The organism is Niabella aquatica (assembly GCF_054779315.1).
The window spans coordinates 220,940-246,849 of sequence record NZ_BAAGYM010000016.1; the positions used below are offsets into that span (position 1 = coordinate 220,940).

At 44.5% G+C, this 25,910-nt stretch carries 14 protein-coding genes; 13 read left to right on the forward strand and 1 reads right to left on the reverse strand.

Annotated features, from left to right (window positions below):
- The first annotated feature begins 7 nt into the window (after positions 1 to 7).
- The 10 genes from ACYVBM_RS14490 to ACYVBM_RS14535 all read left to right on the forward strand — a co-directional run bounded on the left by ACYVBM_RS14490 (position 8) and on the right by ACYVBM_RS14535 (position 18,624).
- Positions 8 to 1,255, forward strand: coding sequence for a DUF6786 family protein (locus ACYVBM_RS14490; protein ID WP_460686396.1), 1,248 nt, complete (start codon positions 8 to 10; stop codon positions 1,253 to 1,255).
- Positions 1,256 to 1,314: 59 nt separating this feature from the next.
- Positions 1,315 to 3,102 carry an L-fucose isomerase gene (locus ACYVBM_RS14495; protein WP_460686397.1) on the forward strand — a complete coding sequence of 596 codons (1,788 nt, stop codon included), beginning with the start codon at positions 1,315 to 1,317 and terminating at the stop codon, positions 3,100 to 3,102.
- A 153-nt stretch (positions 3,103 to 3,255) separates the two neighbouring features.
- On the forward strand, positions 3,256 to 4,551 hold the full coding sequence (locus ACYVBM_RS14500; protein WP_460686398.1) for a sugar MFS transporter: 1,296 nt from the start codon (positions 3,256 to 3,258) through the stop codon (positions 4,549 to 4,551).
- Positions 4,552 to 4,964: 413 nt separating this feature from the next.
- The gene (locus ACYVBM_RS14505; protein ID WP_460686399.1) at positions 4,965 to 7,538 is read left to right on the forward strand and encodes a GH116 family glycosyl hydrolase; all 2,574 of its coding nucleotides are present in this window, start codon (positions 4,965 to 4,967) and stop codon (positions 7,536 to 7,538) included.
- Positions 7,539 to 8,047: 509 nt separating this feature from the next.
- Positions 8,048 to 11,248, forward strand: coding sequence for a SusC/RagA family TonB-linked outer membrane protein (locus ACYVBM_RS14510; protein WP_460686400.1), 3,201 nt, complete (start codon positions 8,048 to 8,050; stop codon positions 11,246 to 11,248).
- Positions 11,249 to 11,272: 24 nt separating this feature from the next.
- On the forward strand, positions 11,273 to 13,060 hold the full coding sequence (locus ACYVBM_RS14515; protein WP_460686401.1) for a RagB/SusD family nutrient uptake outer membrane protein: 1,788 nt from the start codon (positions 11,273 to 11,275) through the stop codon (positions 13,058 to 13,060).
- A gap of 32 nt (positions 13,061 to 13,092) precedes the next feature.
- Positions 13,093 to 14,316 carry a DUF1735 domain-containing protein gene (locus ACYVBM_RS14520; RefSeq protein WP_460686402.1) on the forward strand — a complete coding sequence of 408 codons (1,224 nt, stop codon included), beginning with the start codon at positions 13,093 to 13,095 and terminating at the stop codon, positions 14,314 to 14,316.
- Positions 14,317 to 14,377: 61 nt separating this feature from the next.
- On the forward strand, positions 14,378 to 15,388 hold the full coding sequence (locus tag ACYVBM_RS14525; RefSeq protein WP_460686403.1) for a glycoside hydrolase family 43 protein: 1,011 nt from the start codon (positions 14,378 to 14,380) through the stop codon (positions 15,386 to 15,388).
- Positions 15,389 to 15,447: 59 nt separating this feature from the next.
- Positions 15,448 to 17,514 carry a hypothetical protein gene (locus tag ACYVBM_RS14530; protein WP_460686404.1) on the forward strand — a complete coding sequence of 689 codons (2,067 nt, stop codon included), beginning with the start codon at positions 15,448 to 15,450 and terminating at the stop codon, positions 17,512 to 17,514.
- A gap of 12 nt (positions 17,515 to 17,526) precedes the next feature.
- Positions 17,527 to 18,624: a DUF4185 domain-containing protein gene (locus ACYVBM_RS14535; RefSeq protein WP_460686405.1), complete on the forward strand. Its 1,098-nt coding sequence runs from the start codon at positions 17,527 to 17,529 to the stop codon at positions 18,622 to 18,624.
- Positions 18,625 to 18,750: 126 nt separating this feature from the next.
- Here the strand turns inward: ACYVBM_RS14535 and ACYVBM_RS14540 are convergent, their stop codons facing one another.
- On the reverse strand, positions 18,751 to 19,935 hold the full coding sequence (locus tag ACYVBM_RS14540) for a hypothetical protein (protein ID WP_460686406.1): 1,185 nt from the start codon (positions 19,933 to 19,935) through the stop codon (positions 18,751 to 18,753).
- A 256-nt stretch (positions 19,936 to 20,191) separates the two neighbouring features.
- Here ACYVBM_RS14540 and ACYVBM_RS14545 point away from each other — a divergent pair, with 256 nt between their 5' ends.
- From ACYVBM_RS14545 to ACYVBM_RS14555, 3 genes are all read left to right on the forward strand, one after another.
- Entirely contained in the window at positions 20,192 to 22,582 is a 2,391-nt protein-coding gene (locus tag ACYVBM_RS14545; RefSeq protein ID WP_460686407.1) for a hypothetical protein, read from the forward strand.
- Between the two features lie 550 nt (positions 22,583 to 23,132).
- On the forward strand, positions 23,133 to 23,489 hold the full coding sequence (locus ACYVBM_RS14550; protein ID WP_460686408.1) for a hypothetical protein: 357 nt from the start codon (positions 23,133 to 23,135) through the stop codon (positions 23,487 to 23,489).
- A 100-nt stretch (positions 23,490 to 23,589) separates the two neighbouring features.
- Entirely contained in the window at positions 23,590 to 25,722 is a 2,133-nt protein-coding gene (locus ACYVBM_RS14555) for an elongation factor G (protein ID WP_460686409.1), read from the forward strand.
- The last annotated feature ends 188 nt before the right edge of the window (positions 25,723 to 25,910 follow it).

Sequence of the window (25,910 nt, forward strand, 5' to 3'; positions counted from 1 at the left end):
TATACAAATGAAATATCCCCTACTGACGATAATATTTGCAGGCAGCTTTTTAACAGCCTGTAATAACGAAACGAAAAATAACACCCCGTCTTCCGATACTACAAATATGACTATGGAAAATCATGCGCAGGGAACCTTTGGATATGATGCCCGGTTTCTCACCCGCTACGACAGCGGCCTCGTGGTTCTGAAAAGCAAAGACGGGCTGAGCCAGGTAATTGTATCGCCCAAATACCAGGCAAAAGTATTTACTTCATCTGCCGATGGATTGAACGGGAAAAGTTTCGGATGGGTGAACTATAAGGCCTTTGACGGACCGGTTGATGAACATATGAATGGATATGGGGGTGAAGACAGGCTATGGTTAGGTCCTGAAGGCGGCGTATTCTCACTGTATTTTAAGCCTGGTGCTAAAATGGAGTTTGCCAACTGGAAAACACCTGCTCCTATTGATACAGAGGCATGGTCGCTGGTATCTTCTGACGCGGCTTCTGTAACCATGAGCAAAGACATGAATCTGACCAACTACGCCGGTACCTTGTTAAAAATTAAAGCCGACCGGTCAGTAACGCTCATGGATCAAGATGCGATCAATAGCGATCTGGGGCTTGCGCCAGGTACAGCTGTAAAATCTGTTGCATTCAAAACCGTGAACAGCCTCACCAATTCCGGGGAAAATGCATGGGATGAAAAAACAGGGGCGCCCTGTATGTGGAACCTCGACATGTTTACTCCGTCTGAAGCCTGTACCATAGTAATTCCCTACAACAATAACGCCACTGGTAAAGTAGCAACTACCGATTATTTTGGGGAAATCGCAAAAGACCGCATCCATTACAAGGACGGTATCTTATTTTTTAAGGCTGACGGTAAATCGCGCGGAAAGCTGGGCATACCGCCGGCCCGTGTAAAAAATGTAGCCGGAAGCTATGATGCGGCTGATAATGTGCTCACTATTGTAAAATACGATATCAACCCATCCGGCAAATACCTGAACCAGGAATGGCGTACGGACAGGGAGCCTTTCAGCGGTGATGCTATGAATGCGTACAATGATGGTCCTTTGGAAGATGGAAAACAGATGGGACCTTTTTATGAAATAGAAAGTGTTTCTCCGGCAGCATTTTTAAAACCCGGAGAAAAATTAACACATAATCATAATGTGTATCATTTTACAGGAGATAAAGTGGCATTAAACGAAGTAGCTAAAAAAGTATTAGGCGTTTCAATAGAGGAAATAGAAAAGGCTTTTTGAGATAGCAGCAATTAGCCATCATCCGGTAACCAGTAATTTTTAACCTGAAACCAGAAATCGTGAAAACAAACCCGAAATCAAAAAAAGAGCAATATCCTAAAATAGGCATTCGTCCCATTATAGATGGACGTTTAGGTGGTATAAGGGAATCTCTTGAAGCCACTACAATGGCAATGGCAAAAGCTGTAGCAGCCTTATATGCAAAGGAACTGAAATATCCTGATGGTTCAGCAGTTGAATGTGTTATTGCCGATACTACTATAGGAGGCGTAAAAGAGGCCGCAGCATGCGCCCGGAAGTTTGCGGCCAGTAACGTGGGCGTATCGCTTTCTGTAACGCCCTGCTGGTGCTATGGGTCCGAAACTATGGATATGGACCCTTCTGTTCCCAAAGCTATCTGGGGCTTTAATGGTACCGAGCGTCCGGGAGCGGTATACCTGGCCGCCACGCTTGCCGCCCACAATCAAAAAGGGCTTCCCTGTTTTGGCATTTATGGCAGGGACGTGCAGGATATGGGCGATACATCCATACCGGCAGATGTGCGTGATAAGTTATTGAATTTTGCCAGGGCAGGGCTGGCAGTATCAATAATGAAAGGATATTCTTATCTCGCTATAGGTTCAGTCTCTATGGGTATTGCAGGCTCTATTGTAGACCCGCAGTTCTTCCAGGAGTATCTGGGCATGCGCAATGAGTATGTTGATTCTTCTGAGGTACTGAGGCGCATTCAGCTCAATATTTTTGATCAGGAGGAGTTTAAAAAAGCAATGGTATGGGTGAAGAAATATTGCAAAGAAGGAAAAGATTATAATAGGAAAGAAAAGATAAAATCCCGGAAGGAAAAAGATAAAGACTGGGAGTTTGTAGTAAAAATGACGATGATCATCCGCGATCTGATGATTGGTAATCCTAAACTGGAACAGATGGGCTATGCCGAGGAAGCACAGGGCCATAATGCTATGGTTTCGGGCTTCCAGGGTCAGCGCCAATGGACAGACTTTTTGCCGGACGGTGATTTTTCAGAGGCCATACTCAACTCTTCTTTCGACTGGAACGGTGTTCGAAACCCTTATATGGTAGCTACAGAGAACGATTGTTATAACGGGGTATCCATGCTCTTCAATTATTTGCTTACAAATACTGCGCAGATATTTGCAGATGTGCGTACCTACTGGAGCCCGCAGGCCACAGAAAGAGTGTCTGGCTGGAAACCTGAGGGTCGTGCGGCCGATGGCTTTATCCATTTAATTAATTCTGGTTCTGCTACATTAGACGGAACAGGGCGGCAGACCAGGAAGGGAAAACCTGCGATGAAGCCTTTCTGGGAGATAAGTGAAAAAGAAGCGGCTGCCTGCCTGGAGGCAACAACCTGGAGCCCCTCCAACAGGGATTATATGCGTGGGGGTGGTTACTCTTCCACTTTCTTAACAAAAGGTGATATGCCTGTAACCATGTGCCGGCTGAACCTGGTAAAAGGGCAGGGTCCTGTTTTACAGATCGCGGAAGGGTACACCATTGACCTTCCCGAAAACGTGCACGATATTTTAAACGAGCGTACCGATCGTATATGGCCTACCACATGGTTTGTGCCTAATCTTACCGGCAGCGGCCCTTTTAAAGATGTGTATACTGTAATGGCCAGTTGGGGGGCCAATCATGGCGCTATCAGCTATGGGCATATTGGCTCGCAGTTGATTACACTGGCTTCAATGCTGAGAATACCTGTGGCTATGCATAATGTTGATACTGCCCAAATATTCAGACCATCAGCCTGGGGTGCATTTGGTATGGATACAGAAGGCTCCGATTACAGGGCCTGTGCAGTATATGGGCCTTTGTATAAATAACCGGTGGCTAACACAACAGCGGTGAACCGCCATTACTGCTGTTTCAGCGGTAACAGATAAATTTTAGCACCCGATATTAATTGTTCAGGTACCATTCTCAAAAAAAGCTGTATTTTACCACTCATTACGTTAAAACGATTTGGAAATATGTCAATGGAAAAAAGATCTCTCTTCGTTAAGGATGGCATTAACTATGTTGGGCCTTTCGTGGCCATTAGCGCCTTATTTTTTCTTTGGGGTGTAGCACATGGTATGCTCGATACGCTGGATAAAAACTTTCAGGACATGCTGCATCTGAAAAAATGGCAATCCAGCTTTATACAATTTTCATTGTATGGCGCCTATTTTGGTATGGCCATACCTGCCGGCTTGTTCATGAGAAAATACGGGTATAAAAGAGGGGTGATATTCGGCTTGCTGCTGTTTGCCGCCGGGGCTTTGCTTGCGGCCGTTACGGCACCTGCTCAATCTTTTATATTGTTCCTTCTTTGCCTGCTGGTAATTGGTTCCGGTCTCACCACGCTGGAAACAGCCGCAAATCCTTATACCACGAAATTAGGCCCGCCCGAAACTGCTGAGCGCAGGATCAATTTTTCCCAGTCGTTCAATGGCCTTGCGTGGGTGGTTGGCCCGTTAATCGCTTTATATGTTTACGGTAATCAAAGTCATGTAGAAGGAGAAAAAATGATGTCTATCGTTTTGCCTTTTGCGATTATAGGTCTTGCGGTGCTGGTGGTGGCGTTTATCTTTATGCGGTTAAAATTGCCTGAGATAACTGAAGAAGATGAAAATGCAGCGCATGGCGGGCATGGTGTTTCTGCTGTTCCGGGCGCTGAATCAGATATTGAAGTTACTGATCCGGTGGATCCGAGGTATATTACCAAAAAGCCGTTATGGCAAAATCGTCATTTTAAAATGGGCTTCATCGCACAGGCCTGCTATGTCGCTGCGCAAACCGGGGTTTTCAGCTATCTGATCAATTTTGTTACCGACCATGATATGCACCCCCGTTTTGATGTGCAATATGGCCCTTACTTTTTATCTATCGGGTTTGCCCTGTTTATGATCGGGCGTATTTCCGGCAGCGCATTGATGAAGTATTTCAAACCTACCCGGATGTTGGCCCTGTATACCCTTGCTGTTTGCTTGCTGCTGCCGCTGGTGGCGTCTGAGATAGGCTGGACTTCGTTAATTGCGTTATATGGCGTGTTCTTTTTTATGTCTATTATGTTTCCTACCATATTTGCGCTGGCCATTAAAGGGCTTGGCCCGCAGACAAAACGCGGAGCTTCATTCCTGGTGATGGCTGTTGCGGGTGGTGCAGTTTTTCCTCCTTTAATGGGACTGGTTGCTGACACATATGGTATGTCGACTGGTTTCTTTGTTCCCATACCGCTGTTTTTGTTTATACTCTATTATGCAACAAAAGGATATAAAGTAGAAGCATAAGCCTCGTTAAGTAATGCAAGATAAATGAGTAAAAGCTACAGGTTAAAACTGCGGCTTCCGCACACAAGCTGATAGAACATTCATTATCATGTTTTCATTTTAATTATACGGAGGCATAAAATCTTTCACTACTAATGTCAGGGGAAAACATGCGCTATGATACATTATCCCGGTTTGTATTTTTTCAAACCGGAAAATTATTGTGCAGCCCATGTATGCTAGGGCTTCTTTTTACCAGCATATTTTCGTTTGGACAACTAACAAAGGACCGGAGTGTAATTATGGAGACACTTAAATTTTAATGTATTGTGACCGGTAAACGTTGCCTGCAGATATCCAGCGTTGGTGTTGCTCACTCGAAAGGCAAAAATATCATTGGTTTTTTATAATTTTATTTTGCTTAAACGATTAATATGTCAAACAGAAGATCTTTTATTAAGAAAATAAGTATAAGTGGGATGGCTACGGCGCTGATCCCGATGACTCCATTGGCAAAAGAGGCGCGCACTGAAAAAGAAAAAGAGTTAATGGAGACTGCTACTGCTGGGGCAGCAGGTTCACGTTCTTTTAATACACCGTACCAAGATGAATATTTAAACCGGGTTGCTTTTCCATTGGGTGGAATAGGAGCCGGTATGTTTTGCCTGGAAGGTACAGGCGCTATTTCCCACATGTCGGTACGCAATAACCCCGAAATGTTTTTTGAGCCGGCCATGTTTGCCGCCATCTGTATCAAAGGAATAAAAAATGGTGCTAAAGTATTGGAAGGAGCGGTTCCGGACTGGAAAAAATTCGGGCAGCGTGACTCGGGGTTAGGCGGTACAGGAGGAGCTACCTGGGGATTGCCGAGGATGAAGGCTGCCTCATTTACAGCGCGCTTTCCCTATGGTGCGCTCACTTTAAAAGACGATGATATTCCCCTGGAAACAACTATTAATGGCTGGAGCCCCTTTATACCCAACGACGCAGATCATTCAAGTCTTCCGGTAGCGTGCCTGGAGTACACCTTCAAAAATATTACAGGCCGGCCTGTTGAAGCGGTCTTTTCTTACAACAGCAGGAACTTTATGGCCCAGGCAGATGCCCTAAATGCAATAAGGCCTATCGAAAATGGCTTTATCCTTTCATCGGCCGGCACGGCTGACGCGCCGGAAAAACAAGGAGACTTTGCCATATTTACCGACGAGCCGGGCACTGAAACCGATCATTGCTGGTTCAGGGGCGGATGGTTTGACGGGCTTACGATGGTATGGAACAGCATTGTAAAAGGCAATACGGTAAGCCGGCCCCCGGTTGAAAAAAATGCACCGGGCGCATCATTGTATGTGCCGTTCCGGCTGAAAGCCGGCGGAGAAAAAACCATTCGTGTAATGATGTGCTGGTATGTGCCGCAAACCAGGCTGCAAATAGGCGAGGTGGCGCCGTCGGTTAAAGAAAAAGTAAAGAGTGATGTCTTGTTGCAATACCACAAGCCCTGGTATAGCGGGCGGTTTAAGTCGATACAGGAAGTGGCTTTATACTGGAAAGATCAGTATGAAGAGCTGAAGCAAAAAACAAAGTTATTTTCAGATACATTTTATAAAACCACCCTGCCGCCTGAAGTAGTAGAAGCTGTAGCCGCGAATCTTACCATTTTAAAGTCACCAACAGTTCTAAGACAGTACGACGGGCGTTTCTGGTGTTGGGAAGGATGCGGGGATCATTGGGGTAGTTGTCATGGTTCCTGCACGCATGTATGGAACTATGCGCAGGCGGTGCCGCATTTGTTTCCGGCTTTAGAACGATCGCTCAGGGATACAGAATTTCACGAGAACCAAAATGAAGAAGGCCACCAGGTGTTCCGGGCAAATTTACCCATTACAGAAACGGTGCACAACTTTCATTCGGCATGCGACGGGCAGCTGGGCGGCATCATGAAAGTGCACAGGGACTGGCATATAAGCGGCAATGACGACTGGCTGAGGAACATCTTTCCTAAGGTGAAGGCTAGCATGGCCTACTGTATCAGAACATGGGATCCGCAGGAAAAAGGTGTTGTGGAAGAGCCGCATCACAATACTTATGATATTGAATTCTGGGGGCCTACAGCATTTGGTACCGGTTTTTACCTGGGTGCCCTGCAGGCTATGATTAATATGGGCAAATACCTGGGTGAAGAGGTGCTGCAATATGAATCTTTATACAATAAAGGACGGAAATACATCGAAACATCGCTTTACAATGGGGCATATTTTTTTCAGGATATCAAATGGAAAAACCTGGAAGCACCCGACCCTGCCAAAGCACAATCGTTTCATACCCGATATGAGCCTGAAGCATTAAAACTGCTGGAAGCAGAAGGTCCTAAATACCAGTATGGCCTAGGATGCCTGTCTGATGGGATATTGGGTGCCTGGCTTTCCAGGATGTGCGGGCTGAAAGATCCTGTGGATACAGGAAAAATAAAAAGCCATTTACAGGAGGTTTATAAGCATAACTTTAAATCCAGCCTGAAAGAGCATTCTAACCCCCAGCGACCTACTTATGCGCTTGGCAATGAGGGCGGGCTATTGCTATGCTCATGGCCGCGCGGAGGAAAATTGTCACTGCCGTTTGTATATAGTAACGAAGTATGGACAGGTATCGAATACCAGGTAGCTGCACATTTAATAATGATGGGAGAAATAGATAAAGGCTTACATATTGTGAAAGCCTGCCGGGAGCGTTATGACGGCCGGGTTCGTAATCCTTTTAATGAATATGAATGCGGGCATTGGTATGCAAGGGCATTGTCCAGCTACGGTCTGCTGGAGGCTTTAACAGGTGTACGCTATGATGCGGTAACAAAGAAGCTGTATGTTAATTCGAAGGTTGGTGATTTTACGGTATTTTTATCTACCGCCACAGGTTATGGAACAGTGGAGCACCGCCAGGGGAAAACTACTCTGCAGGTGGCATCAGGCCGTATAGATGTCGATAGTATTATAACAGGTGAAACCAACCGGTGAGGCTCTTAGAACCTACCGGTTTATTGGTTTTGTTTCATGCCATGCGGGTTTGTTTACAGGTACTTCACCAGCACCGGTAATTTCCGCCAACGGAAGTTTACCATGAACCGGGATCTCTTGTATGAACGGTCCGTTCTGCTTTTCAATATTCTTGTATCCGGATCTTTTTGTATGGCCTATTCCTGTAGGTTGTGGAGCACCCCCATCACGCATGATAGAGGTCGGAATGTGTTTTCAAGTCAACCGGACAGAAGCATTACACGCCATTGCTGAAAAAATATTTTTTTGGTATATACTTAAACTGTTGTACCTTTACTTAAACGATTAAGCTAAATGTATTGTTTGCCAAAATACCAACCGCTGATATTCTGATAAGAGATGCCCTGTCATTTTATGGCAGACGGTGAGCTGGCAGGGAGTTTTTTGGTATGTCTTATTTAAACGTTTAAGCTATAGGGAAAAATTTCTGATAACCAAATATATTTTTATTTACTTAATCATTAATAATTATGAACCCAAAACGGCTCTTTGTATTGAAACATCGGCTATGGCGCAGCAGCCTGATGTTTTTATTAGGAATCTTATTTCTTACCATTCAAAAGGATGGATTTTCCCGTGAAGCCACAACAGGCATCATACCGCTGAAAACCTGCTTACAGGATACGTTTCCTGGTAATAGCTGGGTGCTGCGTGGTGTGGTAACGGGCGAGGGTGGCAAACCCATACCAGGCGTGTCTGTTAAAATCGCCGGATCCGATACCAGGGGTGCATCAACAGATTTGAACGGAAGATTTATGCTTGAAATGAACAACGCTGCAGATAGTATTGTAGTTTCCTATATTGGGTACATTACACAAACGATACTGCCGGGCAACGAGCGCAATATAGCTATAACACTGCTTATTGACGAAGTAGCGCAAAAAATGAATGAAGTAGTGGTGGTGGGGTATGGTACCCAAAAGAAAGTAACCGTTACAGGCGCTGTTTCAGGGGTGTCTACAAGCGATATTCAGCGTGTGGCAGCACCGTCCCTTTCGAATGCGATAGGTGGCAGGCTGCCTGGTATTGTTACGCGCCAAAGCAGCGGGGAGCCGGGTTACGACCAGGCCCAGGTATTTATAAGAGGAGTAGCTTCCTTTTCGGGAAGTAACGCCCCGTTAGTACTTATTGATGGTGTAAGCGGCAGGGATATGAACAATATTACTGCAGAAGAAATAGAAAGCTTTACCATTTTAAAAGATGCCTCCGCCACTGCAGTGTATGGGGTGCGGGGCGCAAACGGCGTCATACTCATCAATACTAAAAAAGGCAAAATAGGTAAGCCTTCTGTAAGCCTGAGATCAGAGGTAGCCCAGCTTACTGCATTAAGGATGCCGGAGTATATTGGTGGCTATGAATATGCGAGCCTGTTGAACGAAGCCCAGCGCCATATTGGGATGCCGAATGTGTCTTATACCGATGAAGATCTTCAAAAATATGCCGATGGCAGCGATCCTTATTTACATCCTAATGTGGACTGGACCAACATCATTCTTAAAAAACATACCTACCAGACCATTCATAACCTGAACATTTCGGGCGGCTCGGATATGGTGCGCTATTATACCAATGTAGGCTTCTTAATGCAGTCGGGGCTTTATAAAGAAGATGGTCTCAATGAATTTAATACCAATTCCAGTGTAAAGCGGTATAATTTCAGATCAAATATTGATGTAAAGCTTTCCCAGACGTTTAGTGTTACGGTAGGCCTGGGCGCTATCATCCAGAACGGTCACTACCCTGGCAGAAGTGCACCGGATATTTTCAGCGCTTTGGGTGTTATATCTCCTATTCAGTATCCTGTAAAGAACCCCGATGGCTCTGTTGCCGGAGGCGCTTCGTATTTGGGAAGGAACCCTTATGCACTGGTTACACAAAGCGGTTATTCGGATCAGGCCCGACACACCCTGCAAAGCACACTGGCTGCCAAATGGGATCTGTCCCGTTTAATTACCAAAGGATTATCCGTTAATGGCCGGTTTGCCTATGACTATTATAATTTTAGTGGAATTGACCGTATCAGGGACTATGAAATCAAACAGTACCTCGGAAAGGACCCGGTTACTGAAGAAGACAGATACAGTGTGGTGCGCGAAGGCGGCACGCTCGGGTTTTCCAAGTTTACCAATAGCAATAACCGGACATCTTACATAGAAGGATCGCTGAACTACCAACGTACTTTTGGAGGCAAGCATGATGTAAGTGGCTTATTATTATTCAACCAGAAAGAAGATACTTACCTGGCTGCAGTATCGTCTATATTGGCATTACCATACAGGAGCCGGGGTTACGCAGGCCGTGCCACCTATGCTTACAGTAACAGGTACCTGATTGAATTTAATATAGGTGTAAATGGTTCTGAACAGTTCCCTCCGGGAAAACGGTACGGGTATTTTCCTTCTGTTTCTGCCGGCTGGGTGGTTACCAATGAAGATTTCTGGAATGTAGAATGGATCAACCAGCTGAAAATAAGAGGCTCCTATGGTAAAGTGGGAAATGACCAGATAACACCCAATAATGATGTACGCTTTTTATACCTTTCCCGTATCACTAAAGATGCCAATACTGCCTGGTTTGGCAGCAGCCAGCAGGGATATAAAGGCTATGACGAAGGCCAGATAGGGGTTACGGATGTTACGTGGGAGTCTTCATTAAAAAGGAATATAGGCTTTGATATTGAATTTTTCAACAGGGTTTCTTTGCAGATAGATGCGTTCAGTGAAAAAAGAACAGGAATGCTCATACAAAGAGGAACGATTCCCTTCGTGGCGGGTTATTTTCCATGGATTATTCCTTACGGTAACCTGGGAGAATCAAAAAACCACGGTATAGACGCGAGCTTAAAAATACAGAACAAGCCGGCGCCTAACCAGGTGTATTATTCATTCATAGGTAATTTTACCTATGCACATAACGAGATCATAGAAGATGACAAGCCGATCAGGGAAGGTGTGCCCTATCAGACTGCCAAAGGGCATTCTATCGGCGCCCCTTATGGTCTGCAGGCCATCGGGCTGTTTAAAGACCAGGATGATATAGACCGCAGCCCGGTACAGCAGTTCTCCAGCGTGGTTTACCCCGGCGATATTAAGTTTAAAGATGTAAATGGTGATGGTGTTATTAATGCTGATGATTATGTATTCCTCGATGGTCATCCGCGTACCCCTGAAATTGTGTATGGCTTTGGCGGCACTGTAGCCTGGAAAGGTGTAGATGTAAGCGTATTCTTTTCAGGCGCAGCCAGAACCAGCATATTTACTGTAGGACCTTCCATCTTCCCGTTTTTAAGAGGCCCGGGCAGCTATAATATATTAAAAGAATACTACGATAACCGGTGGACGCCTGATAACACGGATGCTCGTTATCCTGCTGCTACTCCGGCTAATAACTCCAATAACTTCCAATACTCGTCACTGTACCTGCGGGACGGATCTTACCTGCGTTTGAAAAATGCAGAGATAGGATACAGCATCCCCGACCGGATGATGAAAAAATACAAGCTTAATGGGTTGCGGTTCTTTATTAACGGCACCAACCTGCTGACTTTCGATCAATTAAAGTTCCTCGATCCTGAGTCTAATAATGGCACCAATAGAGGGCTGGACGCAGATAACCTGGGTACCTATCCATTGCAGCGATCTGTGAATTTTGGATTACAGATCAATTTTTAATTAATATATTAAAACTATATACGGATGAAAGCAAGATTATTTGTATCGGGACTTCTCATAATGATGATAAGCTCATGCTCAAAGTATTTGGATAAAACACCCGATGAGGACCTTAGCCTTAAAGACGTTTTTACTAACAGACTGCATACAGAGGCGTTCCTTACTTCCATGTATGCAGGGCAGGCATGGGATATTAACCCGGTAGATCCTGGGTCGCGGGCACCATGGACGGGCGCTTCGGATGAGATGGAAATCACATTTCCCGGAAGCTATGTTCATTACATGACGAATGGGGGATGGAACTCTCAGAATATTTTAGATAACTGGCAGTTTGCTTACCAAACGATCCGTAAGGCCAACCTGTTCCTGGAAAATATTGACCAGCTTTCTTTCCAGGATGGCTATACGCAGGAAAACAAGAGCAGCTGGATAGGGGAAACCCATTTCCTGAGAGCCTGGGATCATTTTGCGGTATTCAGGATTTACGGCCCTTTTCCTATAATGGACAGGTCGTGGAATACCAGCGAAGATTTTAAAACCATTAAAAGATCGCCGGTGGAAGCCTGTGTGGATTTTATTGTTAAAGATTGCGATAAGGCTATAGAGCTGCTACCCATTACGGTATCCAGCGATAAGCTGGGCAGGGCTACCAAAGCGGCAGCACTGGCTTTAAAAGCAAGGGTTTTGCTGTATGCGGCCAGCCCTTTATTCAACGGGAATAACGATTTCAGAGACTTTAAGGATCCTGATGGAATCAGCCTGTTTCCGCAAAGCTATGATGCGAATAAGTGGAAGTTAGCAGCTGATGCAGCAAAAGCTTGTATTGATGCCAGCGAAGCCGGAGGTTACGGCCTTTACACCGCTACCAATAATGATCCTTTAGATAACTATAAAAATATATTCCTGCAAAATCACAATAAGGAAGTGCTGTGGGCTACTAATTACCAGGCTTTTCAGCATTTGGAACGCTGCTCTAACCCCTTAGGATATGGCGGCTATTCGATCATGTCCGTTTCTCAGCAACTGGTAGATGCTTACCGCGATAACCAGGGGCGCACAGTGATTACAGGCTACGGTGCAGACGGTGCACCCGTTATCAACAGCGGAACAGGATACACAGAAACCGGGTTTACAAATACCGCAGGAAAATACTGGCCTGCGGGCGTAAGCAATATGTATGTAAACCGGGAACCCCGTTTTTATGCAAGCGTTCACTTTTCGGGCCAGACCTGGAAAAATAATACGACTATCCAGATGTGGTATGCAGGAAAAGACGGCGCTTCAAAAAATGCTTCGGATTTTTCTAAAACAGGTTATGTGCTAAGGAAATTTTCCAATTCACTCATTAATATTCAAACCAATACGGGTTGGGATCTTAAGACGTTTATCTATTTCCGCCTGGGTGAGCAGTATTTGAATTACGCCGAAGCGTTGAACGAAAGCCAGGGGCCGGTAGCAGATGTGTATAAATATGTGAATGCCATCAGGGTACGCTCGGGTCTTCCCGAACTGCCTGCAGGGTTGTCGAAGGATGAAATGCGCGCGCAGATATGGGCTGAGCGTAGGGTAGAGCTGGCGTTTGAAGGCCACCGTTATTTTGACACGAGAAGATGGAAAACTGCGGCTGCTACCAATAACGGCAATTTGTGGGGATTGAATATAACAGCGGGCACTTCGGCAACCGATGCATCATTTTACAAAAGAACAGTTGCAGATAAAAGGATCTTTATTGCACCCAGGGACTATTTCTGGCCGGTTCCACAATCTGAACTGAACAAAGACCCGAATTTACAGCAAAGCCTGTACTGGTAAATGAAAAACTTCAATCTTACAAAACTAGAAAAATGAAAAATAAAATATTTTTTATTGTAGCCTGTATTTCAATAATGCTTGTCTCCTGCGATAAATATAATAGCGGTATTGAAAACCCGGAGATATATAAAAATGTGTATATGCCCCGGGCAGCACATGATTCTACCGTGCTTGCTGTAACAAGGGACGCGGCCACCTTTCAGCTCCCTTTTAGTGCCTATCTGGGGGGCGTTGATAACGCATCAGGTAATATCAATGTATCCTTTAAGGTAGATGAAGCAGCAGTGGCGGCTTTTAATAACAAGTACGGAACAAGCTATCCTTTATTGCCGGTTGCCAATTATTCTTTAAGCGGCACTTCTGCGGTTATTCCATCAGGTGGCCGCAGTACAGATGATTTAACGCTTGTTATTAAGTCTAATGCCGACCTGGCCTTGTTTAAAACTTATATATTACCCGTAAGCATACAATCGGTAGAAGGAGGCGGCAGTAAAGTTCTGACCAAATACGCAACCACTTATTATCTTGTAAAAGTGGGCCAGGAAGAGATCTTAAATCTTGGTAACAGCTGGGGAGGCATTCTCAGCATCGGGCCAAAAAATACGGTTATTTCCAACGATGTAAACAGCAAGGATATTTTGATGTATATCCCTAATGAGCAGGGCGTGTACAATAAGGCCCCCCTTCATATAGGCATAAACTGGAAAGACTCTGAGTCTTTCTACTACATTAATGATAATTCGATGGTGGTAAGAAATTTTCCTTACTGGGCAGGATTGTTCCGCTTTAACATGTACCCGGAAAATATTGTTCAAAGTAATCCTAAACCGGCCGAAAATATAATCGTATCAATAGCGGATTGGAACACGTTTTGGCTGGGCGATTTTTGGGATAAGTACCTGATTGCACCCTTTGGAAATTACATTTTTACAAAGGATAATGGCGGTACTTTGTGGAGACAGCCTGTATTTTCTAAAATAGATGTGAACAGAACCCAGGCAGCCACCGCTTTTAATTATACGCAAATAGTAGCATACCCTTCTGTTAATCCCAATGCATTGATTTGCGTGAATGCTGCAGGTGATTTATGGTATTATCCTGTGAACGCAGGGGTACCGGGCACTGGTAAGAAAGTAGGAAGCGGCTGGAATATATTCAAAAAAATTATAGTGAGAGGAAATGAAATACTGGCCCTCAGCAGTACAAACAGCCTGTATGCTATCGCTTTTGATCCGGAAAAAACCTACTTTTTTTAAATAGAGGAGTGATGTGTGATAACTTACTATTTTCAGCGGTACAGCAACATAGGATATGATCATGATAAAAAGAAGAAACATAAAAAGAACGGTAATCGGGGGTTGCTATGCGGCAGTGATCCTTTGCTGCGCCTGCAATAAAGGATCGGCTGATGCGGATCCAAAACCGCAACCTCCGGTAGTTACCGGTCAGCCACTGTTCCAGGCCGACCCTACGATATTCATTCATCAGGGTAAATATTACCTGTACGGTACCGATGGCAGTACGCCTGACATAGGAATAAAAGCGCATGTTTCTGCAGATAAGAAGCTGTGGAACCCCACCTCCAGGCCAGGAGGTGCTTATGCGGCGAGAACAGGAGAAACCTTTGGGACCAAAGGTTTTTGGGCGCCGCAGGTATGGTACCGGAACAATAAATTTTATATGGCTTATGTTGCTAATGAGCAGATCGCCATTGCTACATCGGACAGTCCCGAAGGCCCATTTTCTGCAACAGCGCCTATTGCCTTTGATCAGAAAAATATAGATCCGTTTGTTTTTATTGATGATGACGGGAAAAAATATCTTTATCATGTGGATATAACCAACGGCAATAAAATTTACGTGGCCACGATCAACGATGATTTTACCGCCATTGATAAAACAACCCGTACTTTATGCTTAACGGCTGTTGATCCATGGGAGATCATCCAGGCAAGGGTGGTTGAAGGACCAACGGTTATAAAGCATAAGGGACTATACTACCTGGTATATACCGCCAATCATTTTGAAAATCAAAGATACGCAGTGGGGTATGCTACCTCCGCCAGCCCTATGGGACCATGGACCAAGGCTGCTGAAAATCCTATTCTTAGTATGGACAATACCGGCAAACCCGGGGTAGGCCACGGCGATATTTTTTTTGATACTGACGGCTCCATGTATTATGTATTTCATACACATAATGCAATAGACAAAGTATCGCCCCGGCGCACAGCTATGGTTAAGGCTACATTTGTTGCCAACCCTGCGGGTGCGGATAAGCTGGTAATGGACACCGAAAGTTTTGCTTTTTTAAGAACAGAAAAATAAACGAAAGCCGGGATTTATTTTTTTAGTTCCTGGCTTCATTGATGTAAAATGCTTATAACATGAGACAGCGAAGGATATTGATATGCATGCTATTGATGTATCATTGCATAACGGGTGCTTCCCAAAGCAGCATTCCGTCAGAGCTGAAAAAATATATCAGCAGTATTAGCTCTTTGGGAATAGGTACTATCCCTGTGAATATAACCTATCAGCGGATCAGTGAAGGTATTTATAAAGTTCATGCTTCTTTTAACCTGCAAAAACAATTGCCGGCCGATAGCTGGCAACTGCTTATCCGGCCTGATTTTCAGCCCTCTTTTAACTGGGCGCCACATTTAACGCCCACTGTTAATCATACTATTCCGCAGCACGTATTCCGCGCGCCGGCATTAATTGTTGCCGATCGTAAAAAAATGATCTCGGTAATCCCCGACCTGGGTCTGATCAGGAAAAACGGGCTTCCCTGGCTGATGGACATGGATGCCCCGGCTAATGAGCTGGTGCTGGGCCTGGGAAAGTCGAAAGTTACCGATCATGTTTTGTATGAAAGAGCGGGAGGAATGATCCTGCCAAAAGGTAAAACGGAAATAGGCTTTTACATTATCTGCTCCAATAAATCTGAAGATATTCAAAACCCGTTCCATCGTACCACTGCCTTTATGTGGAATAAATGGGCTGTTCCGCTTTACCAGGCAGGAGAACCCCTGCATCACAAAAATCTTGAGCCTTACGTAAAGCAAACCTATGATTGGGCTTTCAAAAACTGGAAACAGGCGGTGTGGCAGGAATTTGAGCTCAACGGTAAAAATGTTGGCGCGCCGGTATTTATTGTCAATACCACTCAAAGTCCCAATTATCCCGGCCAGGTAAATGAGCGGGAGTTTCGCTCTATCTGGAACCAGGCCTGGTTCAATTCGCTGCGATCGGCCCAGGGATTATACCGGTATGCGGTAAGAACAAAGAATGATACCCTGAAGCAATACGCTTTAAAAACAAAAGAACTGGCATTGGCTTTTCCCCAAACAAATGGTTTTTTTAAAAGTGTAATTGCCACAGAGATGGAGCAGGTGGAAATTGATGGCCGGAAATACCATCGTTCCAAAGGATGGGATACAAAATACTTTGCCAATTCCAACCGTAATCCATATACCTGGGATCCGCGGCAATCGCCCTACCATATTGCTGACATGAGCTTTACCGCTTACTGGATGATGGTTTGGTATAGCGATCTTGAAAAAGAAGCACGGCTGCTGTCTTATGCAAAAAATTACGCCGACGCATTAATAAAACTGCAGGATAGTGATGGATTCTTTCCTGCATGGCTGAGCCTGGAGCACTTTAAACCGTTGGCACATTTAAACAAGTCGCCCGAAACAAGCGCTTCGGTTACGTTTTTATTGAAACTGTATCAAATAACAAAAGACAGCCGCTACCTGCAAAGCGCTGAAAAAGCTATGCGCGCGGTAACGGAAAAAATAATACCGGTGGGACAATGGGAGGATTTTGAAACCTACTGGTCATGCAGCAGGGTAGGAAGTGATAACTGGGTTGGCCAAAAAGTACAGCGAAACAACATGTTCAAACAAAATACATTTTCAGTATACTGGACGGCAGAAGCTTTACTGGAGCTTTATAAAACAACCGGAAACAAGGAATACCTGCGATGGGGGCAGCGTTGCCTGGATGAAATGCTGATGGCGCAGGCCGTATGGCAGCCGCCGTTTATTGCAGTACGTAGCCTGGGCGGGTTTGGGGTAATGAATGCCGATGGCGAATGGAATGATTCCCGGCAAAGCCTTTTTGCGGGTTTGATTATTGAGTATGGGAAAGTATTAAAAAAGAAGGAATACATGCAGCGCGGTATTGCGGCCTTACGTGCTTCTTTTACCATGATGTACACACCGCTTAATCCCGAAACAATGAAGCAATGGCAGGCGCGCTGGCCGTTTTTTGGTCCTGCCGACTATGGCTTTATGATGGAGAACTATGGCCATGACGGCGTTACAAACGATGACGGCCTGGGTATCGGTGAATTCACTATTTACGATTGGGGTAATGGTGCGGCGGCCGAAGCGTACAACCGGCTGATTGATCAATACGGCCGTAGATTTTTAGAGGATAACTAAACCGGTTCTCCAATGAACAAATATTATCGCAATGGTATGGTGTATGTTTGCCTGCTGTTGGTTTTCGCTTCTCACAGGGTACCCTGCTGCGACATACAATTCGGGAAAGCGGCTCAGATCGCACGGGTAACCGGTGCTGCAGGCGCAGGTGAACATTTAAAAAGCCCCAATGCTACTCCTGCTGATTATAATGTGGGGGGAACCGACCTGGGAATTATCTGGGAAATGGAAAAAGGCCGGTATGGCATATTCTTCGGCGATACTTACGGGCGCCATCATTTTGAGAAACCGGTGGTTAAAGGAAGCGATTGGCGTTGTAATGTACTGGCTTTTTCCCGTGACCAGGCACTTGAAGATGGTCTTACCATTGATGAAATGGCAGTAGATACATTGGGAAAGGCGCGTGAAATAGTATATGGTGGCAAAGATATGTCGGGTAAAGGAAACTGGACTTCCATTCCTACGGGCGCTATAAGGGCCAATAGTGCAGACTATGTACATTATATGAATGTCAGGCACTGGAACTCTTCTAACTGGGGAACAAACTACTCATCGCTTTACCGATCGGGAGATAATGGTAAAACCTGGGCGCCTGTAAAAACCGTAAGGTTTGGAGAAGACAGCAATTTTGGACAGGTGGGTTTTTTTAAGAAAGATTCTTTTGTTTATATGATCGGTACCGAGTCCGGCAGGCAGTCTTCGCCAAAGTTAGCCCGGTTCAGGGAAACAGATATAGAGCATCAAAACGCGTATGAATACTGGGATGGTACAAACGGGAAATGGATAAAAGGACACGAAGAGAAAGCTACCAATTTATTCCATGATGCTACCGGAGAGCTATCTTTTATTTACCATGAAAAAAGCCAGCTTTGGATGATCTTTTATTTTAATGAGAAGCGATACGAAATATGTGCGCGTTATGCGCCTGACTTAACAGGCAAATGGAGCGCACCTCAACGCATTGCTCATGGAAAAGAATACCCCAAGCTATACGGGTCATATATTCATCCTGTATCGGTGTATAAAGACAGTATTTATTTTTTAATGTCGATATGGGAGCCGTATAATGTGTTTTTAATGAGAACTGATCTGAAATACACAGCTCAATAACACCTTCGAAACCCATAATCAATATTATTTTCCCAGGCTCCGCTCCCGCACATAAGTGCAACAGGCAGATACTTCCCTGCGGTAAATCGAAGCGAACTGGGGCCACAGGCAGCACTATTCGTGCAACTAAACCTTATACATCCTGTTGGCAGAGTTGATATACTCCAGTGGGTCAAATGTTTTATCAAATGATTCCTGCAGCTCTTTCATTTTTATTTCAAGGTCTTTGATGCGGCTGCCGAGCTGCGGATCGGCTCTGTATTTTTCGAAAAGCTCTTTGTATTTTAATAAATTCTGACTGATGCGAAAAGTAACCTGTCCAAAGCGTTGTTTTAAAGATTGTACATCATTCATTTGAATGTATGCTTTCTGGCGCCAGTCCTTAGGATTCTGCTCCCGTTCTGCCGCTACAAATTTTGCTGCACCATCGCGAAGCCTTGTTAAATACTGATACCGCTTCTCTGCATCATTTTCTTTTGAAAAATTCGCTTCAAAATCAGACGGGGATGTTTTAATAATGGCAAGGTTTTCTTTTAAAGACTTATCAAATTTCTTTTGCAGGTCCTGCAGCTCCGCGGTAATAGATTCCCATTCATTTTCAATGCGGTCATTGTCATAATTGAACTGGCTGATCTTCATGGTAAGCGTAAGCATTTCCTCGCTCTGGGCTTTTAATGCTTTTTCTTTTTTACCAATGTTATCAATGTATGTGGTCATGCTGCTAAAGAGCGCCGAGGTAATGGGCCCCGTTACCGGCGCGCCTTTTGTAAAGTTTCCTGCAAAGCTTAAAAGATTGCTTGTCACATTCAGTACAGGGCTTTCGGCTTTCTTTTCTTTAACAAATGCAGCATATTGGTTATACCATTTTGTATAACCATCATAATTCATGGGGTTGCCGGTTTCGCTGAGGGAATTAAAAAAAGCTTTTGTTGAGTTGAAGAGCATCAGCGGTTTTATTTCCCTGTCCATAGATACCAGATTCACCATCGCCGACTGGTAATTAGCCTGGAAAAGATTTAATTCGTTGGCTTCAATAGCTTTCTGCTTTTCTTCAACTGCCTGTAAGCGTTGTGCAAGCTTATCTGCCTTATCTTTGGCATCTTTGGATTCTGCAATAGACCTGTCCAGATTGGATAATCTTTTATCAAGCGTGATGACTGTAGAATCTATAGTTCTTGTTTTTGTATTGAAATTATTCTGAATATCGTTCAATACTTTATCCCTGAGATTCATTTCGTGGGCCATACTATCCAACTGCGCAAAAGCAGGGCTTACAGAAAACATAAAAGAAATGAGTAACAACCGTTTCATAATATCAGATTTAGTGATAACAGATTATTTTTTTCGCAAATAATTCGCCAAACTGTCAATTATGGCAAATATAAGTGCATCAGTCGCGTAACGCTATATTGAACAAAGAGAAAAATTAGGCTAAAGCGGTTATATTTTCGGATATTGCACAGCGCTTTAAAAAAAATCATAAAATTGCTGTTAATATTTGAGAAACATTTTTTTGTAAAGCCTTTGCGAGGTAATTTTCATGATCCTGTAAACTGACCCTGAACAAATGAAATGTAGTGTTTATATATCCCGGTGCCTGTTTGCGTTTTTAATGCTGCTCTTTTTATCCGGCTGGGCCGTTGCCCAGCCATTAGCCCAGAGACTGGAGGATTTTGCAACAAAGTTCAGCCCAGAACGCGCATATCTGCACTATGATAAGTCTTCCTATTTCCCGGGAGAAACTATATGGTTTAAAGCCTATGTTTTGAATGAAGTGGCGCCTGCCCTGGAAAGCAAAAATTTCTATGTGGACTGGATAGACGATCAAGGGCAGATATTGAAGCATACTGTGGCTCCTTTGATAGATGGAGTTACGAATGGACAGTTTGATATACCGGCGGATTTTAAAGGCCGTTATATTGCTGTTAAAGCCTATACCAGGTGGATGCTCAATTTCGATTCATCGTTTTTGTATAAAAAGGCCATCCAACTGCTGAATAAGGATTCTTTAAAGCTGCCTCCGACAGCAGTCATAAAACCTGTACTGGAGTTTTTTCCTGAAAGTGGCGACCTGATTGCTGGTTTCCCTAATAAAGTAGCTTTTAAAGCTACCGACCAATGGGGGCGCCCCGTTAAAATTAAAGGGATTGTTTCGGGCAGTAATGGGAAAATTGCGGATAGCCTGCGCGTGCAGCACGACGGGATGGGCTTTATATTACTGAATCCGGTTCCCGGCGCTGCTTTTACAGCAAAGTGGAAGGATGAGCAGGGTAAAGAGTACACTACCACCCTGCCGGCGGTAAAAAGTAGCGGAGCCAATATACAGGTAAAGGTATTACCGGGCAGGAGGGAATTTCGGGTGGGGCTTTCGCCTGATCTTGCTGCGGCATCAGATAGCGTATATTTGATAGGCAGCATGTTTCAGCATCCGGTGTTTACTATCGCCAAATCAGTAAAAGGAGAGATCACGGGCATAGTGCCCACTACCAACCTTCCTTACGGAGTTTTAACCATCACCTTACTTGATAAAAACTGGAAACCACTGGCTGAGCGCATTACATATATTGATAACAATGCTCCTTTTATGTTTACGCCGGCAATGGAAGTGCAGCGTTGGGGTTTAAGCTATCGCGCCCGCAATGAAGTTAAAATTACTATTCCAGAAAATACAGGCGCTTCGCTATCGGTGGCTGTTACAGATCTGAGTATTGATGCAGATAGCAGTGATAATATTTTATCTACCTTAATGCTATCCAGCGATTTAAAAGGAAAGGTGTATAATGCGGCTTACTATTTTACAAATCCTGACGACGTAAAGCAGCAACACCTGGACCTGGTAATGCTTACAAATGGCTGGCGCAGGATCCACTGGCAGCAAATAGCATCAGGTACACTCCCTAAGATCAATTATCCCAGAGATACTTCTTATTTATCGCTTTCCGGTACAGTACAGGGTATTATGCCTGGTTTGATAGGAGATGGAGCTGCCGCTATGATGATTGTAACGCAAAAGGACCAGCAAAATAAAATGCTGCTGGTGCCTGTGCAGCGCAATGGTACATTTAATGATCCATCGGTGATTTTGTTTGATACCGCCCAGGTATATTACCAGTTCCAGGATAAAAACCTGAATGGTGCAATCATACAATTTATGCCCCATAAGTTACGCACGCCTTCTGTAGGTAAAGGGTATAACAACCTGCTGTGGCCCGATACCGCCGGGCTTTGGCGGCATTTGCAATTGGCCATGGAGCTGAATGATAACACACAAAAGGCCAGGTATAAAGAACTGGAGACTGTTACAGTGAAAGCCAAAGCAAAATCTGCAGTAGAGCAGATGGATGAAAAGTATGCATCTGGTTTGTTTAGCGGTGGTGATGCAATTCAAATAGATGTTTTAAATGATCCTTTCGCAAAAACGGGCGATGTTTTTATGTTCCTGCAGGGGAAAGTAGCAGGCTTACAAATTAATGGTCAGGGTTCCGGCGCCTCCTTAAGCTGGCGGGGAGGAGCACCCCAGATATATGTAGATGAGGTGCCTTCTGATGTGAGCATGGTTTCAAGTATTAATGTGAATGATATAGCCTATATAAAAGCCTTCAGACCTCCGTTTATGGGCGGTTTTAATGGCAGCAATGGTGCGATAGCTATTTATACACGCAGGGGAGATGATGCAAAACGCGACGCCGGCGCAGGCATACCCAGCAGCAGGGTAGAAGGATATACCGGCATCCGTGAATTTTATTCTCCCAAATACCTGACAACAGAGCCCGCCCCAGGTGCAGACAGGGATGTGCGAACTACCCTTTACTGGAATCCCAACGTATCTGTAGATCCACGTACCAAACAGGCCGTTATTTCTTTTTATAATAATGATGTTACAGATGCTTTCAGAGTGGTTATTGAAGGCATGACTACTGATGGCAAGCTGGCCCACCTGGAAGAGAGAATGGAGTAAGAATACGGGGGGGCGGATGCCGGTTATTGATTGCCTGATATTTGATCTTGACCTGTGGCCTATTATATTATTCAGACTTTACAACCTGTTCAATAAGTAATGTAGTTGTGGTGAGGCCCAAATAACCGGAAATTCAGTTCTTTAAAATGACAAATAAGTATCGTCATTCCGATTGGATCCTGCGCTAGCGCGCTCTGCGGTTGAAATGACAATAAATAACATTTTCACTTACAATATATTATGATATTTTTAACTAACAGCCAGCGGGTTTATTAGAAGGGAGCGACAAGCTCAGCCTGGCATTCGATACGAAAAAGTATGCTTGACATGACGCTGCCGGCTCGTTAAAAAGTAAGCCTTTTTGTAATATTCAGTTCCCTGCAATCCGGGTGATAGTTGTTCCAAACGGGCTGGTCTTCAATAATTGACCACCATTCTTAAAAAACATGACGGTTATCAGTATTTTTTGCCGTAAAGGTGTTGTATCTTTAGGAAAGACAAAACAGTTGCCACATGATACTGTTATTCCTCAAGTTTAAACACTATTCCAATGGTTACAGAAGCGCAGCACAATGCACTCATCGATGAGTGCAAGCAATGGTATGACGTATTGGTATCTTACCGTGCCAAAGTAAATAACCTTAAAAATGAGTTGTATTTCTTTGCCCCGGGAAAAACAGACCAGGAGGTTCTTAAAGGTATCGAGCATTTTCACAACAATTTTCATATTCAGCTCATTAATATTCACGATCTGAAGCATGAAATCAAGCATCACGTAAATGAGGCTGGGCGTCATCCCGATTTTGGACATCGCATTCCCCATCACTATATAAAGGAAAAACTGGATAGCCTGGTGAGCGACCTTGATAGCCTCGAACAGGATTTTTATCATTTCGTAAATAGATAAATGTGCCAGCCAGCCTGTAACCGGTTGGCTGCTTTGTTTTAACAAGAATGGTTCGGAGACTCTAGCAGCCTGCGATAGTTCTATTAATCAAAATATTGTTATGCCAACATACGATTCAAAACATGTAAAAAATATTGCCTTGCTGGGGCACGCCGGCAGTGGAAAAACCACGCTCGCCGAAAGCATGCTCTACCAGGCAGGTATAACCAAACGCCCCGGCAGCGTGGCTGCAAAAAATACAGTGAGCGATTACCACGAACTGGAAACAGAAAGACAAAGCAGTGTATTTGCTTCGCTCATGCACACGGATTGGAAGGATTATAAGATCAATATTATTGATACTCCCGGGTATGATGATTTTATCGGGGAAGTAATCAGCGCTTTGCGGGTGGCGGATACCGGGGTAATTGTATTAAATGCTGCTGCCGGTGTGGAAGTGGGCACCGATATTATATGGGAGTATACCGACTCTTTTAAAACGCCTTCTCTCTTTGTAGTGAACAAGCTGGATGATCCGGATGCCGATTTCGATAAAACATTACAGGAAGCGCGGTCTCATTTCGGCAGCAGCGTGGTGGCCGTACAGTTTCCGGTACAAACAGGCCCCGGTTTTAATGCTATTATAGACGTGCTCACTATGGTCATGTATCAATATGGTCCTGATGGCGGTAAGCCTCAAAAGCTTCCTGTTCCTGAAGATCATAAAGAAAAGGCCGATTTGCTGCACAAAGAACTGATAGAAACTATTGCCTCCAATGATGAAGGGCTGATGGAAAAGTATTTCGATAAAGGGGAACTGACGGAAGAAGAAATGAAGGCGGGGCTGCACACATCTATGATCCGGCATGATATTTTTCCGCTGTTTTGCGCATCGGCGGAAAAGAATATGGGCTCAGGGCGTATTATGAGCTTTATTGACTATATATGCCCTGCGCCTGGCGAAATGCCTCCTCAAAAAACAACATCCGGGAAAGAACTACCCTGCGATTTCCAGGGACCTGCCTGTATTTTTGTTTTTAAAACTATTATAGAACCGCATATTGGTGAGCTTAGCCTGTTCAAAGTATATAGCGGTACCGTAAAGGCAGGTGCTGAACTGGTAAATGAAAATACGGGTGCTACAGAAAAAATAAACCAGTTGTTTTTAATGGAAGGCCATAACCGGGTGCCGGTTCAGGAATTAACGGCGGGCGATATCGGGGCTACTATTAAACTGCGCAGCACACACGTAAATAATACGCTTCATGAAAAGGGTGCCAACCTTGAGCTGGAGCCTATTAAGTTCCCTCAGCCTAATCTTACTATGGCTATCAGCGCCGTTAATAAGGGAGATGAAGAAAAGCTTTCACAGGCATTGCATACACTGCAGGAAGAAGATGCGTCTGTAAAATTTGAAGCATCGCCCGAATTAAAACAAACCCTGCTGCATTGCCAGGGCGAGCTGCACCTGAAAGTACTTCAATGGAAAATTGAACGTATTCATAAGCTGGACGTAAAATTTGAAAAGCCTAAAATTCCCTATCGCGAAACGATTGGCCGCAGGGCCGAAGGCAGTTACCGCCATAAAAAGCAAAGCGGAGGGGCCGGACAGTTTGCAGAAGTGTATATGCGTATTGAGCCCTGGTACGAAGGCATGCCCGACCCTGAAGGATTGAACCTCCGGGCTAAAGAAGCTCACGACCTGGATTGGGGCGGTAAGCTGGTATTTTGCAATTGTATTGTGGGGGGGGTGATCGATACGCGTTTTCTTCCCTCTATTTTAAAAGGAGTAATGGAAAAAATGCAGAGTGGCCCTCTTACAGGCTGTCGTGCGCGGGATATAAGGGTAAGTGTATACGATGGTAAAATGCATGATGTGGACAGTAATGATATTTCTTTTAAAATAGCCGGGCTGCAGGCTTTCCGCCAGGCTTTTTTAGAAGCCGATCCTCAATTGTTAGAGCCTGTTTATAAGGTAGAAGTGATTTGTCCCGACGAAATGGTCGGTGCTGTAATGGGCGACCTGCAAACACGTATGGGCGTGGTGGAAGGGATTGATAGTGAAGGGCATTTTCAGAAGATAACGGCTAAAGTTCCTTTAGCACAAATGCACCAGTACAGTAGTGCGCTTCGCAGCCTTACCCAGGGGCGTGCAAGGTTCAGCATGAGTTTTGATTCATATGCGCCGGTGCCTTACGAAACTCAGCGGAAGCTGATGGAGGCATATAGCAAGCATGAAGAACTGGTGGGATAGGATTGATTTTTTAAAAAATGACCAGTAGCTTCCCCCTGTTCCTGAGCTTTATGAGGTTCCTGTTCTAATTATTTGAGCTTACCTGGGGTCTTCCTGAAAATATGTAATACAGTGTAGGCTTTTATTTTATTAGCAAAAGGATATAAAAAATGCCTCATTTGGAGCAAAAATTGCTTTAAGTGAGGCAT

What these genes read in the sequence shown, in the direction of transcription:
- ACYVBM_RS14490 (WP_460686396.1), top strand. Translation starts at nt 8, where the DNA reads ATGAAATATCCCCTACTGACGATAATATTTGCAGGCAGCTTTTTAACA.
- ACYVBM_RS14500 (WP_460686398.1), top strand. Translation starts at nt 3,256, where the DNA reads ATGGAAAAAAGATCTCTCTTCGTTAAGGATGGCATTAACTATGTTGGG.
- ACYVBM_RS14505 (WP_460686399.1), top strand. Translation starts at nt 4,965, where the DNA reads ATGTCAAACAGAAGATCTTTTATTAAGAAAATAAGTATAAGTGGGATG.
- ACYVBM_RS14510 (WP_460686400.1), top strand. Translation starts at nt 8,048, where the DNA reads ATGAACCCAAAACGGCTCTTTGTATTGAAACATCGGCTATGGCGCAGC.
- ACYVBM_RS14515 (WP_460686401.1), top strand. Translation starts at nt 11,273, where the DNA reads ATGAAAGCAAGATTATTTGTATCGGGACTTCTCATAATGATGATAAGC.
- ACYVBM_RS14520 (WP_460686402.1), top strand. Translation starts at nt 13,093, where the DNA reads ATGAAAAATAAAATATTTTTTATTGTAGCCTGTATTTCAATAATGCTT.
- ACYVBM_RS14525 (WP_460686403.1), top strand. Translation starts at nt 14,378, where the DNA reads ATGATAAAAAGAAGAAACATAAAAAGAACGGTAATCGGGGGTTGCTAT.
- ACYVBM_RS14530 (WP_460686404.1), top strand. Translation starts at nt 15,448, where the DNA reads ATGAGACAGCGAAGGATATTGATATGCATGCTATTGATGTATCATTGC.
- ACYVBM_RS14535 (WP_460686405.1), top strand. Translation starts at nt 17,527, where the DNA reads ATGAACAAATATTATCGCAATGGTATGGTGTATGTTTGCCTGCTGTTG.
- ACYVBM_RS14540 (WP_460686406.1), bottom strand. Translation starts at nt 19,935, where the DNA reads ATGAAACGGTTGTTACTCATTTCTTTTATGTTTTCTGTAAGCCCTGCT.
- ACYVBM_RS14545 (WP_460686407.1), top strand. Translation starts at nt 20,192, where the DNA reads ATGAAATGTAGTGTTTATATATCCCGGTGCCTGTTTGCGTTTTTAATG.
- ACYVBM_RS14550 (WP_460686408.1), top strand. Translation starts at nt 23,133, where the DNA reads ATGGTTACAGAAGCGCAGCACAATGCACTCATCGATGAGTGCAAGCAA.
- ACYVBM_RS14555 (WP_460686409.1), top strand. Translation starts at nt 23,590, where the DNA reads ATGCCAACATACGATTCAAAACATGTAAAAAATATTGCCTTGCTGGGG.